We start from the raw sequence: 15465 nt of genomic DNA, 5'->3' as shown, positions 1-15465 counted from the left end.
GTAAGCAAATTCAATACGCATGCGCCCATAAGCGCGCCGAAAACAAGGTTTGTATCCACTATTGATATGTCGACAATCCCGCTGCCTATCGTTTTTGCCACTCCCGTATGAAACACAAACAGTGCTGCAAAGTTGAAAAACGCCGCCCACCATACCGCTACCCTAGGAGAGAGTACTCTGGTTGATACTACCGTGGCCACTGAGTTGGCGGCATCGTGGAAACCGTTGAGATAGTCGAAAAACAATGCCAGAACTATAAGAAAAATTATCCAAATAATATCCATATTGATACCTCTTAGTTGTTCTTGACTATAATTGATTCCACAACATTGGCTACGTGTTCGCACATATCGGTAACTTTTTCAGCTTCTTCAAAAAGTTCTTTCTGTTTAATAACCAATATGGGGTTTGCTTTATCGTCATTGAGGATACGGGATATGGCTTCATCGCGGATTTCATCGGCCATATTTTCAAGACGATTTATCTCTACGCATTGTTTAAGGGTTTCTTTTATATTTTTATTATTTCTTAAGGAATTTACAACCTTACATACCGCGCTTACGGAATTTTCTATTATGGAAGCCATCTTTTTACTCTCTTCCGAAGGAGTATTTATCTTATATAAATAAAAGCGGTTGGCTATCATATAAATACCGTCTATTACATTATCCATATTTTGGGCAAGGGTAAAAATATCTTCGCGGTCAAAGGGGGTGATGAAACTTTCGTTTAACATATTCAATATATTGTGGTTTATCTCGTCGCCGCGGTGTTCTATTGCGTGCATTTTGTCAACATTGTCTCTGTTTATCTCGGGAGTGTTGATTATTTTATTAAGCAACTGGGCTCCTTCCAACAGATTTTCGGCCTGCTTGTCGAACAGATCGAAGAATTTTACTTCTTTTGGCATAAATAACATAGTTTTGTTTCTCCTTTTTTTAATCTTTATTTGAAATTCGTAAAAAAAGAGCAGACTAAAAAGTCTGCTCTTCAATACGCAAAAAAATTTATAGTCCTGGACAAAGGACTTCTTTCATTTTTAAATTTAGATATTCTACGCTTATAATAGTCCATAAACAAATTCTTATTATCTAAATTATATCATAATTTGTCTTTTTGTTTATAGGTCCTTAGTCCTAAAGAGTGATAGGGCCTTTTTCACTTGTTTAGTTTCCTCTATATTATTAGTATTTAAATATGAAAGCGCACTTGATTAAATATACATCTGTACTTCTTTCACTGTTTATGCTGGCGCAGAGCTCGCTTCCCACTTATGCGCAGGCTTATACGGCCACCCCTTTTTGGGCTCAAAATAAGGATAAACAATTTTCTTTTGACGAGGAAAAATTTGCCGTAAACGCAAAATTCTTCACGATAGGCAACACCCTCTCTTTCGATAGTTATAAATTCGCGATGAGTTTCGATAAAGATTTAAAATCTTTTCGTTCTTTAAGCGAAAAAGAATGGCAGGATTTATATTTTGAATACAAAAAAGCCGTCGTCGCAGAAGAAGATGCGGTTTCCGCCGCATATAACCATATAAACAAAACTCACACATATGGCCCCGATGACGCCGTATATATCGCCAACAGTTCCAAATTCAGGAATAAAAACGGCGATATCTGCGATAACGGAAAATGCTTCGACCCTCTAATATATAATAGGGGCCTGCTTAGGGCGCTTTTAAGGTATGGGGCAGGCGTCGACGAAACGAATAAAAAATGGCGTTGGAACAATGAACTTATGCTAGCACCCGCCAAAGACATTTACAATACCATATCGGAATACGGGATAAGCGTCGGCGATGCGGGGTTAGCGCAGAAGTATTTTAGACAGCTGATAAATAAAACCGGCGATTATTGCGATAATGACGTCTATATGGCAGATATAATGCCCGGTCTTGCCGGCGGAGATGGGCGGGCCGACGCCAGGAAAGGAAAAGAAGAACGCCGCTCCGCTTGCGAAAAATTGGGATATATAGCGCTTTCGCTCGGTATGATTGACAATCTTTCCGCCGCCGATAAAAACGCAAACGCCGAGCTTCTCTACAAACAATTAAAAAATAATTACAGGGAAGATTACGGCGCCTTGGTATTGGGCAATTATGTTACCGCCTTATTGCTGACTGCCAACAATAGGGCTTATCAGCTTTTGGAGAAATTCCTTCTTAAAGACAGTTTGTCCGACGGTTTGAGGGTGGGCAGCGTTTGGCAAATACTCGGCCGCGCATTTGACATTATTTCAATAAAAGCCTGGGTGGACAAAAGCACCGATATAAATAATAGGATAAGAGGCCGCGGCGGAAGATATTTAAACGAAGTCGGTTTAAGGTTCCAATATATAGACGAAGAAACCGCAAAAGAATACGGGTATAGCAATTTCGGCATAAGTATGGCTAAAGACGGACACAGCGGCTACAATATGCCTTACGGCAATCTTTTGGAAGATATCGGAGTATTGTTAAGCCAATGGCCCGATAACCGCGCCCGCGCGATAGCGAACAAAGCGGTAAACAATTACGCTTTTGCTTTAAGATCTTCAAACACCGGATATTCGGCGGTGCATATACCTTTGGTTACCGGTGCGATAAAAGGCGGCGGGGTAAAAGGCGGGAATTCTGCCTATGTAATAGGAAAACTTTACAGCTTGGACTGGTGGGATTTAAACGAAGGCACCCAACGCCGTGTCAATAATATAATGGCGCGTGTATCAAAAAGTTATAATGCCGGTTATAGACCGGAAAAGACCAAAGACGCCATAAAAATATCTAGGGCGGAAAAGAACCAAAAAATAGCTCAGCTGGCCGTATGGGGCGATATATTGGTAAGCGCGGTATTGATTACATCATTTGTAGTAAGTCTGCCTTCTTTGGCGAGGGGTACCTCCTCTTTTATAAAGAGTTTCCGTACTTCCAGAGCGGTAAGAAGCGCGCGCATCGCCAAAATCAGAGGTGCGGGCAAAGGCGCTTTGCTAAAGAAAGTACACTCAAATATAAAGAAAGGCGGGGTAACCCCGGTAAAACGAACGGCGGCACCACCTGCTAAACAGGGCTCTTCGATAGGTGCGTCTGCCAAAAATACAAAAAATGCGGCCCCAAAAGGCAAAGATACCCAAAAAGCACTTTCCTCAATGGCCGAAAAACACAGGAAAGCGACAAATACTTCCTCATCACAAAAAGTTGTCGCCTCAGCCGAAAAAACGCCTTTAAATGAGGGTACTGCTCAAGTGGTTTTAAGCAGACAAACCGTTAAAGCCACCCCGGCGATAGAAGGGGAGAAAACCGTTCTTACCGCAACGGTGGGGGAAGGCGGCGGCGGTGCGGCGGCGCAAAGCTCTGGGAAGCTTACGCGCGAACAAAGATTGTTCATATCCAAGCGGGAATCCGAAACCCAAATGAAAATAGCGGAAGAAGCTTTAGAAATGTCTCAGCCGGTTGCTTCAAAACCGTTTAAACCGGGCTGGTTCTTTAATAAGCCGTATAAAGAGTTGCCCAAATGGAAACGTTTTATCGCAGATCAATATTTCTCGTGGATATTGCCCTCTTGGGACGTAAGCGAACAAATAGCCAGAGGATCAATACGCAATCCGGGCAAAGCTTTTTCGGGCTTGACTCTTACCGGAGCGCCTACCGTAAATCTCTTTAGTCCAACCGTAATCGTGGCACCCGTTTCGCAAGCGCCGCAGACGGCAATTAAAACGGCTTATAATTTGTCCGACGCCTTCGGAACCGCTTTTAATATCACAAAAGTAACACCAAGCTTAACTACGGTTGAGGTTTTCTCAAACACTTCAAAAACGGCGGCAGCCGTAGCCAACGGCTTGCAGAAAGGAACGGCGGGAACAAAGCAAATATATTCCATCTTCGCACTCCCGAAAATAGAGGGTATTTTGAATGAATTTCACGGCGGGCCGAGCGCGAGATTTAAAGTCAATTACGCAGGCAACTATTATTTTGACCATTCCCCAACGGGTAGTTTGCCGGCTGTAACCCAGCCGCAGGAATCAATATTGTCCATATCCAATCAGGACGAATCTTCCCTGCCAGAAGTTATCGGCTATGACGAATTTTCTTACTTTGCTTCTCAACTTCTAAAGAAACGCAGCATCCCCAAGGCTAACAAAGGCCGTTATCAGCAGCTGCAGGCTGCCGCCAGATACCTTTCGCCAAAATTGACTGCCGAATTGTTGAATATTATCGACCAAAATCCATACGGACATCAGACATTTGATATGTATATGGACGAAATCGTAGGCGCAATAGAATCTCTTGAAAGCGGGCAGATGATAGCCCTCTCAGGACATAGAATACCATCCCTAAAGTATGGACCGCTGGAAGATTGGCAAGTAATAAAGTCTTTAGTGATAGAAGACAGCCCCCTGCAGGATATGTTTGAATATGTAAGTTCCTCAGCCAATTTTATGGTTAAATCCGCCTTACAAAGAGCTTTAACCTTCAGTGCGGAGAAGCAGAAGGAAGTACTAAAAAATTTAATAGAAATAAAACTCCGCTCAAGCGAGGCGGGTGCCCCAAAACATTCTTATTTGGTAGGGTTAAGCGGCGATACTTATGAATGGGAAAATTTTTCAAATGACAATGTGCTTCAGATGGCTTTAGGCAAAGAAATAAAGAAAGATTTGTATAAAGAATTATCCGCCGCCAAAGGAAAGGTAAAATATTCCGTTCTGCTTTCGAAATATAAAGAATGGCTTATAAATGTATTGGGCGCTTCCAAGGCGTCCCCGGCTGTATGGTTTGAAAATTCTGAAGGGACTTTCTTTATATACAGCCACGACGGACAATCCAGAATAAGAGTCGGCGGGCATGAACTTTTGCTGGGCAGAAAGATAAATTTCCATCTCCACTTGGAATATCGCAACGCCGTAGACGGCAGCTGGATAGGCCCGATAAATTATAATTATTCCTGGTTTAGTCAGGATATGCTTCCGTCGGATGCATTTAAAGATATCATACAGGATCCTATCGCCTATATGACGTCCAAGGGTGTCCTTATAAATAAAGAAAATATGGATTGGGACAAGACCGCGCCTCAAAACTATGGGGGGGGAGTCTGGTATTTATTACCTTTCAAACTCTAAAGACGGCTTAAAGCCGATAGAGGATAACGGGGGAACGGGGCCCGATTTCGCGGCTGGTCAAACAGAAAAATTTCATTCGGTCTATACCAATCCTTTTCTGGGAAATTTTAAGGGAAGCGACGAAAGTATGATCCCTAATATGACGGCAAGATCTTTATCCCATGTGCCCTACGACAAAACGGAAAAGCAAATTTTCTATAATCTTATAAAATTAGATTTGTCGGATATATTCGGCACTACGAACTATCTTGATTCTTGGCGCAGCAAAATGCGCTCATATGATGTATCTCCTTACAGAAAGAGTGTCTTTTCTCTATGGTCGAACAACAGATATAATGCCACCGCTTTCCTAACGGAATATTTGGGAATGAAGTTTCTTCTTACCAACAGGCATGCCGTAGGAAAAGCCAGCCAAGTCCATCTTTTTGACAGCGATTTCAATATGTTTGAGGCCGACGTAATTGCCAAAACTACCGATAGGGAAGGAATGGATTTGGCTTTGCTGCTCCCCAAGGATATCCGTGTTTTGGATAGATATAAACCTTTGCCTTTGTCTTTGAAGCCTATGCCTCAAACCGGCGGGGGACTATATACAATAGGATATCCGGGCAACGGTTTTCGTTTCATAAAAAAGCCCTTGCTTATGTTTGAACAAGATAAGACGTCAAAATATCCTCTTATAAACGTTTTGCCTTCTGTACTTGGCGGCACTTCAGGTTCGCTTTTAATGTTGCCCGCAGATCAAAAGGGGCACGACGGCGTGGCTGGTATAGCACATATCGGCGGAAAAATAAATTCCTTTTTTATACCGACTTTGACTATCAAGAGCTTCCTTAAAAAGACGATAAGACTCGGCTTTCTGACCCCTATTTTGACAATAATATATTCTATAACGCGGGGCTTTTTAAAGGATACGATTCTTTTAGGGAAAAGTTTTTGCTGGACGATTCTTTTTGGCAAAATAACCTTTTACAAAGCAAAGACTTGCCTTCCTACGGGTTTGACCATGGCTTAAAAATAGACGATATTTACATACCGCTGATATTGAAAGAAACAAATCCTAACAATATCCCGCTGAGCAACGATAATATATCTGACGAAGAGTAGTATCAGTCCACGTCTTCAAACAAACTGTCGGAGGTTTCGTCTGTTGTATTCTCTTCGGGCTGTCCCAGAAGGGGGACTTTAACTCCCGCCGATTTGTCCTGCGGCAGGTTCTTTTTACCTTTAACGCCCAGCTCTTCAAGTTTTTTTGCGTAGAGCAAAATACCTCTTCCGCCGTCTAGCGACGTCATCGACTTGTTAAAGGCCTGCCCCGCTTTGTTTATGCCGTTTCTAAGCTCCTGCATATTCTCTAAAAACGATGCGGCTTGGGTATGTATTGCGGAGCCTATTCTAATTATCTCGTCCATTTCTTTTTGGCTGGTGCTTATGCGCCAGAGGCTTTCCACCGTTTTAAGGATAGGTATAAGGGAGGAGGCCGTCACCACCGCTATGCGCTTGCCGCCCGCGAAAATGCCCAAATCGCGTTTGGCGTCCAAAGCGGCCATATAGGCATATTCTATGGGTACGAACATCATTACAAAATCCGGCGTGCGGCCTTTGATTTCTTTTAAATCCTGATATTTTTTTGCCGATAATTCTTTGATGTGTTTTTCGATGGATTCTATATGGTCCTGCAAATATTTGGCTTTTAGTTCGGAATCTTCTTCTGAAACAAATTTCGTGTAAGCCGTTAAAGACATTTTAGAGTCTATTACTATATATCGTTGGTCGGGCAAATTTACTATGCAATCAGGGCGGTAAGGTTTGCCCTCGTCGGAATGCAAGGTGGCCTGCACCTCATAATTTACACCCTTTTTAAGGCCGCAAGCTTCCAGAACTTCTTCCAATATCATTTCCCCGAAGTTGCCCTGAGTTTTCCCGCTGAACTGAAGCGCCTTGGTAAGGTTAGCGGCTTCTTTTTGCAGGTTTTCGTTTAAGTTCTGCATTCTGGAAAGTTTATCATGCAGTTTCTCCAAATTTGTGTTTAAAGGGGCTACGATTTCTTTGCTTTCGGTTTTGAGCTCCGATATTTTTGTTTTAAAAACTTCGTCGGCCAGCTGGCGGAAGTTATCCTTAGCAGAAGCCTGAAGTTTGTCAAAGGAGGCCTGTTGGCGGGCGAAATTATCTTCCAAATTTTGTTTTACGGCCTTTAGTTCGGCCTCTTTGGCTTTGAGGGCGGAAAGCTCATTTTTGAGGCTCTCGTTCAAGTTTTGAGTGTCTTTAAGTTCGCTTTCACATTTTTGGTTGAGGGCGGAAAGGTTTTTGTTCTCGTTCTCCAAAACGGCAGCTTTGGCAGATATATCGGCGAAATCTTTGTTTTTGGCGTCGTTTTCCTTTTTCAGGAGGAAAACCCACGCCGTAAGAGCGGCGGCAATAACCGCCAAAATAAGAATTATAATTATTGACATAGTTACATAATATCAAAATAGAAAATAAAAATCCCCGCCATATAAAAAGGCGGGGATTTGTGAGTTTAAAGAATTTTTATTTCTTTTTATGCTCGTATTTTAAGGTTTCGGTAGTCATATCGGTAACCTCTTCCGGGCCGAAGAACTGCATAGGGCCGGGGAACAAATAGCTTTCGGTTTTGGCCCAAAGCTCTCTGTTCTTGGCAAGCTGCTTAAACGGTTCGCCTTTAAGGTCTACGAGCGCTTTCCTTATTACGGGTTTTTCCTTGCCTTTTCTTCTTTCAATATTCATCATCATCGTAAGAGGAATGCCGCCGCAAGCCCAATCTTTGGGGCTTTTGACCAAATTCCTTACGGAAGAAAGATACCCGCTGCATTTGTTCAAAGCCAATACCGCCGCGTTGTAGCCCAAAGCGTAGGTATAATTGGCGTCGAAGTTGGAAGGCACGCCGCAACGCCCTTCATAGCCGAAGAAGTGCGTAATGGCCGAAAATTTGCCGTTATATTTGCCTTCTTTCTTGAGTTGGGCAAGCCTGGCGCGAAGCATTTCGATTAAGAGCTTTTCCGTCTCTATCAAAGATACCTGAACATTGCCGTGCGGATCTCTGTCCAACATAAGCTGGGAGGCGATGCCTTCGGGCAGGGATTTCATCAAGTCGGCCAGTTTCTTGGGCAGTTTGGAAATTACAAACTCTTTCTTTTCGGAAACTTTGTTCAATTTGGAAAGGGCTTCCTCATTGTCGGCCAAGAGGTCATTTAAAGCGGCGATGAGTTCTTTCATCTCCGGGATAAACTCTATCAAACCTTCCGGCACCAATACTACGCCGAAGTTTTTGCCGTCTTTGGCTCTTGCCGCCACGATTTTGGCCAAATAGTCCACGATTTGGGCCAAAGTCATTTTCTTGGCCAGGACTTCCTCGCCTATCAAAGTAATATTGGGGTGGGTTTTTAAAGCCACTTCCAAAGTGATGTGAGAGGCGCTCCTGCCCATAAGGCGCACGAAGTGCCAGTATTTCCTGGCGGAATTTACGTCGCGGCAGATATTGCCGACCATTTCCGCATAGATTTTGGTGGCGGTATCAAAACCGAAGGAGGTTTCTATCTGTTCGTTTTTCAAATCACCGTCTATCGTCTTAGGTACGCCGATTACGCTGGCGTCCACGCCTTCTTTTTTAAGATATTCGGCTATTACTCCGGCATTGGTGTTGGAATCGTCGCCGCCGACTACCACAAAGGCAGAAATTTTATTGTTTACGATATTTTCTTTGGCTTTGCTTAACTGCTCGTCGTTTTCTATTTTCGTTCTGCCGGACTGTATCAAGTCAAATCCGCCGGTATTTCTGAATTTATCCATTAAGGCGGGGGTAATCTCTATGAAGTTGCAATCGATTACGCCGCTGGGCCCGCCCAAGAAGCCGAAAAGTTTATTTCTGGAATTGGCCTTTTTAAATCCGTCCAAAAGGCCGGCTATCACATTATGGCCGCCCGGAGCCTGCCCGCCGGAAAGCACTACCGCCGCGTTAATGGGTTTCTTTGATACGGCCGAATTGGCGCCCTTGACGAAAGCTATTTCCGGCATACCGTAAGTATGGGGGAAAATCTTTTTTACCTTTGCTTGATCGGCAACGCTTTTAGTCGGTTTGCCCGCTTTCACTTTAACGGACGCGGGCCCGTTCTTTAAAATATTGGGAAGTACAGGTTTAAACTTGCCTCTGTGCTGCTGAAGCTGCGAGCACTCTTGAGGCGCACATTTCTTGTTGCACTTTTTAGTGGCCATGATGTAACTCTCCTATATTAAATATATAAGTTAATAATATTATACTTTTTTGAGAGCGAAAAGCGCCCTTTTTTCCGTTTTCGATTTTTCCAACGCGTTCGCGGAAGTCTATTTAAACCGCTTCTTTATCTTGCCGAAGTATAAAAACTGCGCCAATCCGCGTATGGAAAGATAACCCAAAAACGCCAGCCATAAGGCATTGTTATCCAATGCAGGGGAAAGCAGCCAATAAAGCGCAAAGAACACCCCCACCGCAAACAACATCGAGTTACGCATCTGCCGCGCCGCAGTTATTCCCACGAATACTCCGTCCCACAAAAACGCCGCAAAGCCGGCAAAGGGGATCAATACCGCCCAATATTTATAATTCATAGCCATGGCGATTACTTCGGTTTTATCGGTAAGAATATTCAAAATGAGATCCGTAAATCCAAGATAGAGCAAAGCAAATACTCCGCTAAGGCAAAAACCCCAAAGAAATATCCTCTTTACGATTTTTATAAGTTTTAAATAGTTCTTCGCGCCGTAATATTTGCCGCTTAAAGCCTCCGCCGCGAAAGCGAACCCGTCCATAATGTAGGAAAACAACAAAAAAAGCTGCATAAGCAAGCTGTTCGCCGCCAAGAAAATATCGCCCCGCCGCGCCGAGATGCCAGTAAAAAACACCGTTGCCATAATCAAGCCGAAACTTCTTATGAATATATCCCTGTTTACCTTGAAAAACGCCTTGAAGCCTTGCGCTGACTTCAAACACCCAAGGCTTATATAACGCCTTAATTTGCCGTAATATTTAAGCCAAATTAAAGCAGCCAAAGCGCAAGAAAGTATTTGCGCCACCAACGAACCTAACGCTATCCCCTTAATTTCCATATCGAAAACGAATACGAATATTAGGCTGGCCGCAATATTAGCCAAGTTCGCGCTTATCGCTATCGCCATAGGCGCTTTAGCGTTCTGCATTCCTATAAACCAGCCCGAAAACGCGAACATCGCCAAAGCGAACGGGGCTGACCATATATAAACGTAGAAGTATTGGGCGGCAAGCTCTTTTACTTCGGCCGAAGCTTTAAGAAAGAAAAACGCAACCTCAAAGATTAGGCTTTGCAGTATTATCAATACCGCGCCGGCCGATACAGCCGTAAAAAGCGAGCGGCACAAGACGGCGGTAGTTTCTCTCAAATCGCGCGCGCCCAGCGCTTGGGCGGTAAAACCGCTGGTACCCATTCTCAAAAAAGAAAAATTCCAATACAAAAAATTGAATATCACCGCCGCGGCCGCTATCGCCCCTATATACAGAGAAGATGACAAATGCCCCGATATTGCCGTATCGGTCATACCCAAAATAGGGACAGTTATATTGGCTATTATATTTGGGAGTGCCAGGCGAAGGATTTCTCTGTTCATATATAAATTATATCAATCCCGAAAGGCTCCTGCCTCGCCCATTGAAAAGCGCGCCCGCGCCCTTATACTATTACGGGGGTAGTATGACAAGAATAAATTTGCTAAATCCGCGCGAACTTTACGACCAGCACCTTATGGCCGAATACCGCGAAATCTTTATGATTCCCGCCGCACTTAAGCGCAGCCTAAAGAGCAAAAGAGGCTTCAAACCCGAAGATATCCCGCCAGAATTTATGCTCGGGCGTGGGCACGTGAAATTCTTCTACGATAAAGGCAAATACCTTGACGAAAGATACGAAGCCCTTAAAAAGGAACTCAAACGCCGAGGCTACAAACTTGATGCCAGGCGTATATTCCCCAGAAATATTTTTCTGCAACACAATCTATTTGGGGCTTGGTCCCCTTCAGACAAAGACTTGGCGTTAATACGGGAAAGACTAGCTCAAAAAATCGCCAAAAAACCGCTTTGGTACCGCAAGACCAGAGAGAGAACGAAAATTTACAAAAAGATATAATTTAATATATTTCCATATTTTAAGAAGGTAATCTATGCAAGAACAATATACTCCGTACGAAAAAAATCTTATGCGCAAATACCAGCGCGACGAAATAACCGCCTCCGTCATATACAAAAACATAGCCGCGCGGGAAAAAAATCCGCACAATAAAGAAGTCCTTTTAAAAATATCTTCCGAAGAACACGAACACGCATTGTTGTGGGAAAGATACCTCGGCGAAAAAGCCAAGCCCTCTAGAGCAAAAATTTTGTGCTACGGTTTGATGTCAATATTATTTGGGTATACATTCGTCATAAAGCTGATGGAGAAAAACGAATATCAAGGCATAGAGGATATGCACCTTCTGCAAGATAAAATAAGCAATATAAACGATATAATCGCCCAGGAAAAGGCGCACGAGGCCGCCCTGATAGACCTTTTGGACGAAGAACGCCTTAAATACGTAGGGGCGATGGTGCTTGGCCTTAACGACGCGCTTGTCGAGCTTACGGGCACGATAGCGGGCCTTACTCTGGCTTTGGCCAATACCCGCCTGGTCGCTCTTGCAGGTATAATAACGGGCATATCGGCCACTTTATCTATGGCGGCTTCAAACTATCTGGCCGAACGAGCCAGCGGCAGCAAAGACGCCCTAAAAGCCAGTATTTACACGGGCATAGCCTATCTTATAACGGTAGTACTGTTGGTAGCGCCCTATCTGATTTACCCGCAGGATATGTATTTGGCGGCTTTGTTTACGATGTTGGCGATAATGATACTGATAATATTCATCTTCAATTATTACGTATCGGTGGCAAAGAGTCTGCCGTTCTTTAAACGCTTTGGCGAGATGGCGGGGATAAGCTTGGGCGTGGCAATAATATCGTTCGTCATCGGCCTTTTGGCGAGATATTTCTTAAATATCGATATATAGAAATAGCTTTAACGACCCTGAAACCCCTCAAAAAGAGGGGTTTTTTATTCTGCATAATAATCAGAAACAAACCCCGCGCTCAAATCAAATTCTTTCCGCACGCGTAGATAATCTCTACGATTGAAAAGAATAGTCTTATTTATTATAATCTTGGCATAAGACAACGTTTTTTACGTCAAAAACATAAACGAAAAAGAGGTATATTCTATGCTTTCCGTATACAAGGGACTGCTGCTGCTAAGCGGTAACATTTTTAAACATCTATGCTATGTCTATCAATATCTTTTTCCCAAGAAGCGCTTTACTGTTCCGTCCCATACCCAACCTTTGAAAAAAGCAAAATACGAACAGAAAATCCCGCGCATAATTTGGCAGACCAATTTTACCGATAAGTTTACTTTGCCCGTATATTTCAACTATTGGGTAAACAGACATATGTCGCCTACTTATGAGCATCGTTTCGTATCTACGGAGGCCAGGGCCGAGTTCATAAAAGAAAATTATCCGAAGGATATTTATGACGCCTATTCCAGAATACAAATAGGCGCCGCGCAAGCCGATTTTTGGCGCGTACTGGTATTGTACAAATACGGCGGAGTATATTTGGACATCGACGCCACAACCGTAGTATCCTTGGATAAACTGATAAAACCAGAAGATACCGAAAAATTCCTTAAACTTAAAGACGGCAGAATATGCAATTCATTTATTGCCGCCGCGCCCAATAACCCCATAATCGGTAAAATTATCGAGCAAATTAAACGCAATATAGAGGAAAATACTATCGGAGGAGTGTTCGATATGACGGGCCCAGGCGTTTTTAATAAACTGTTGGACAGCGGCAAGGTAAACACTTTCCACTACAAGTCTTGTTTCCAAGGGGGATTCACCAATGAATACTTCCAATACATAGACAAAGCCGAAGGCAAGTGGACGAAACAGCAAAACACCACGCCGGTAGTAAGGAAAGACTAACCCCCGCGGCTAAATGCTTTGTATAATCAAAAAGCCCTCGTTTTAAAACGAGGGCTTTTAAATTTCTACCATCCTTGCCGCATAAGCGCTTGTTGAGTGTTTGCCGATTAAAAGGATTGGGGCAAATTCGGCAAACAATTTTGATAAAAACACCTTTGCTTTTGATAAAAAGGTTATTGAGGATTGCACAAAAGGAACCCCTCCGTCATGCCTACACTAAGTGCGGTGTCTAACGGTAGGGGTATTTATAGTATACAGTAAACAATTGACAGAATCAATAAAAAAATAATCTATCCCCAGAGGAGGAGATAAATAACAGCAGTAAAAAGAATAATTCTGGATATCATCTCTTTTGAGAAAGGGAAAACTATTAACGATTGGACAAAGGAATCAAACAAGACATAGTGTATACCTTTTTTGCGAAGTATGGCTTTATCGGTTATCAGGCGTGCGCGCTTCTTTCTCAACATTGGCTTATTGATAATGCCTGCACAATTCCAAACGAGGACGCTTTGCGTCCCGGCTGGAAAACCGAACTTTTGAGCAAGGAAAAACAAAGCGAAAATGCCGAACTTTTAAAAGAATTAGGCAATATCGAAACGAAAAAATACGATATATTTGCCAAAGCTCTGAAATGGGGCAGGAATCGTAAAATCTTCGGTATAGCTTTGGCTTATCCGATTATTGATGGCATAGATACCGAGAAACCTTTTAATATCGACGGGGTAAAGCCGGGCTCTTTTAAAGGAATAGCGATAATAGATCCTTATTGGTGTAGGCCGGAATTTAGCGCGGAGGGTATAATAAATCCTTTATCTGCGGAATATTTTACCCCGGCCTACTATGTTTTTAACGGGCACAGAATACATCGTAGCCACCTGTTAATTTGGCTTAATGACGAGCCTGCCGATATTTTAAAGCCGACTTATCAATATGGCGGCATTCCTCTTACGCAAATGATTTATGAAAGGGTTTATGCGGCGGAAAAATGCGCTAACGAAGCGCCGGAGATATTGCTTACGAAGCGCTCGACGATAGCTAAAAGCGACGACATCGCAAACGCCTTATTAAACGAGGCGGAAACCGCCAAAAAACTTACGTGGATGCGCAAACTGTTGAATAATTTCGGGATTTGGCTTACGGAATATGACGTACACCAATTAGATACTACGCTAACAGGTCTTACCGAGATTATAGACAACCAATACAAATTGGTCGCGAGCGTGGCGAAAGTGCCTGAACATAAGCTAATGAAAACCAACCCCAGCGGCGGGATAGGAAATACCGGCGAATTTAGTACCAAGGATTACCGTTTAGAGATTAAATCCCTTCAAGAAAACGGATATAAACCATTTATTGAAAGAGTGGAAGACATTATTTTACGTTCCGATTTGGATAGCAAAGCGCAAACGAATGTTATCTTTAGCGAAATAGATTTGTCCGACGAAAGCGAAAAGGCCGATCTGCAAGAGAAGAAAACCCGGAATTTGGCTACCCTTATAGATAAAGGGATAATTAGCCCCGATGAAGGGCGGCAAAGTGTAATTAGAGACGAAAACAGCGGGCTGGCTTGGCTTCCGGAAGACGCGCCGGAAGCTTTAATAACGCCGCAGCAGGAAGAGGAATTAAAGCCCTTGGCTTCCGGGAAAGATAAAGACAAAAACGGCGGCAAGAACAACAAAGCCAAAGCTGAGGATAGGGCCTTTAACGAGAAAGAAGTCAATAGGGACGAATTGGGCAGATTTGCGGAGAAAAATACTAATAAAGAAGAATTTATCCCGGTAGATAATCCCCCTGATATTAAAATCTTTTTAGGTGAAGAATTTAAAGGTTATAAAGGGCAAGAAGCAATAAATAAACTTTTAGAAGAAAAAAGAGGACATATAAAAGCCGCTTTTCACAGAGAGGATATAGGCGACATTACTTTAGCTTGGGGTGATGAAGAACGTGGATTATGTCATTTAATATCAAGAAGAAAAAGTAAAGGTGTTGATACAGAGGAATTCCTTTCTAATATTGCCGAAGTCGTTGAAAAGGGCAGATTACATAATCATCCAAAATATTCCAATCGTTGGCTTATATGGTATGACGGGAAACAAATCGCAATTTGTGCCGATTATAATGGGGAAAAAATGAACTGGATTATTACGGGATTTTATAAAAAGAAAGAACCTTCGGGGGAGAAAGATTGATGAACTGTGTTCTCTCTTTTCAGGAAACAGAAATGATTTCTTTCCTGCCCAAAGGTTCTATTAAAAGTGTAGCCAATCTTTAAGGAAAAGTCAATATATATGGAATTTAATAAAAGAGAAGATAACAACGGCAATA

At 42.9% G+C, this 15465-nt stretch carries 11 protein-coding genes; 6 read left to right on the top strand and 5 right to left on the bottom strand.

Annotated features, from left to right (window positions below):
• Both ACQY3M_RS04505 and ACQY3M_RS04500 read right to left on the bottom strand, forming a co-directional pair.
• Nucleotides 1–284, bottom strand: a 284-nt coding sequence (locus tag ACQY3M_RS04505; RefSeq protein WP_428066328.1) for an inorganic phosphate transporter, incomplete at its 3' end; no start/stop codon positions are given.
• Nucleotides 285–295: 11 nt separating this feature from the next.
• On the bottom strand, nucleotides 296–919 hold the full coding sequence (locus ACQY3M_RS04500; RefSeq protein ID WP_428066326.1) for a DUF47 domain-containing protein: 624 nt from the start codon (nucleotides 917–919) through the stop codon (nucleotides 296–298).
• Nucleotides 920–1197: 278 nt separating this feature from the next.
• On the opposite strand from ACQY3M_RS04500, the gene ACQY3M_RS04495 reads away from it, so the two are divergent.
• On the top strand, nucleotides 1198–5097 hold the full coding sequence (locus tag ACQY3M_RS04495; protein ID WP_428066324.1) for a hypothetical protein: 3900 nt from the start codon (nucleotides 1198–1200) through the stop codon (nucleotides 5095–5097).
• A complete protein-coding gene (locus tag ACQY3M_RS04490; protein ID WP_428066323.1) occupies nucleotides 5057–6112 on the top strand; it encodes a hypothetical protein in 1056 nt (351 codons plus the stop codon). The genes ACQY3M_RS04495 and ACQY3M_RS04490 overlap by 41 nt, the downstream gene beginning before the upstream one ends.
• A 94-nt stretch (nucleotides 6113–6206) precedes the next feature.
• On the opposite strand, the gene rmuC is transcribed toward ACQY3M_RS04490, so the two are convergent.
• The 3 genes from rmuC to ACQY3M_RS04475 form a co-directional block, all read right to left on the bottom strand.
• Nucleotides 6207–7550 (bottom strand): DNA recombination protein RmuC, encoded by a 1344-nt coding sequence (gene rmuC / locus ACQY3M_RS04485; RefSeq protein ID WP_428066322.1) that lies wholly within the window; start codon nucleotides 7548–7550, stop codon nucleotides 6207–6209.
• Between the two features lie 76 nt (nucleotides 7551–7626).
• A complete protein-coding gene (locus ACQY3M_RS04480; RefSeq protein WP_428066321.1) occupies nucleotides 7627–9327 on the bottom strand; it encodes a diphosphate--fructose-6-phosphate 1-phosphotransferase in 1701 nt (566 codons plus the stop codon).
• 108 nt (nucleotides 9328–9435) lie between these two features.
• The gene (locus ACQY3M_RS04475) at nucleotides 9436–10731 is read right to left on the bottom strand and encodes an MATE family efflux transporter (protein ID WP_428066319.1); all 1296 of its coding nucleotides are present in this window, start codon (nucleotides 10729–10731) and stop codon (nucleotides 9436–9438) included.
• 83 nt (nucleotides 10732–10814) lie between these two features.
• Here ACQY3M_RS04475 and ACQY3M_RS04470 point away from each other — a divergent pair, with 83 nt between their 5' ends.
• The 4 genes from ACQY3M_RS04470 (at nucleotide 10815) to ACQY3M_RS04455 (ending at nucleotide 15329) form a co-directional block, all read left to right on the top strand.
• Nucleotides 10815–11246, top strand: a complete 432-nt coding sequence (locus ACQY3M_RS04470) for a pyrimidine dimer DNA glycosylase/endonuclease V (protein ID WP_428066318.1) — start codon at nucleotides 10815–10817, stop codon at nucleotides 11244–11246.
• A gap of 34 nt (nucleotides 11247–11280) precedes the next feature.
• Nucleotides 11281–12162: a VIT1/CCC1 transporter family protein gene (locus ACQY3M_RS04465; RefSeq protein ID WP_428066316.1), complete on the top strand. Its 882-nt coding sequence runs from the start codon at nucleotides 11281–11283 to the stop codon at nucleotides 12160–12162.
• Between the two features lie 207 nt (nucleotides 12163–12369).
• Nucleotides 12370–13137, top strand: a complete 768-nt coding sequence (locus ACQY3M_RS04460; protein ID WP_428066315.1) for a glycosyltransferase family 32 protein — start codon at nucleotides 12370–12372, stop codon at nucleotides 13135–13137.
• 377 nt (nucleotides 13138–13514) lie between these two features.
• On the top strand, nucleotides 13515–15329 hold the full coding sequence (locus tag ACQY3M_RS04455; protein WP_428066313.1) for an anti-CBASS protein Acb1 family protein: 1815 nt from the start codon (nucleotides 13515–13517) through the stop codon (nucleotides 15327–15329).
• Nucleotides 15330–15465 lie beyond the last annotated feature (136 nt).

This window comes from Candidatus Proelusimicrobium volucris (assembly GCF_959605025.1).
GTDB classification, from domain to species: domain Bacteria; phylum Elusimicrobiota; class Elusimicrobia; order Elusimicrobiales; family Elusimicrobiaceae; genus Proelusimicrobium; species Proelusimicrobium volucris.
Note: the sequence above shows the minus strand (reverse complement) of the source record. Positions and strands in the feature narration are given on the sequence as shown.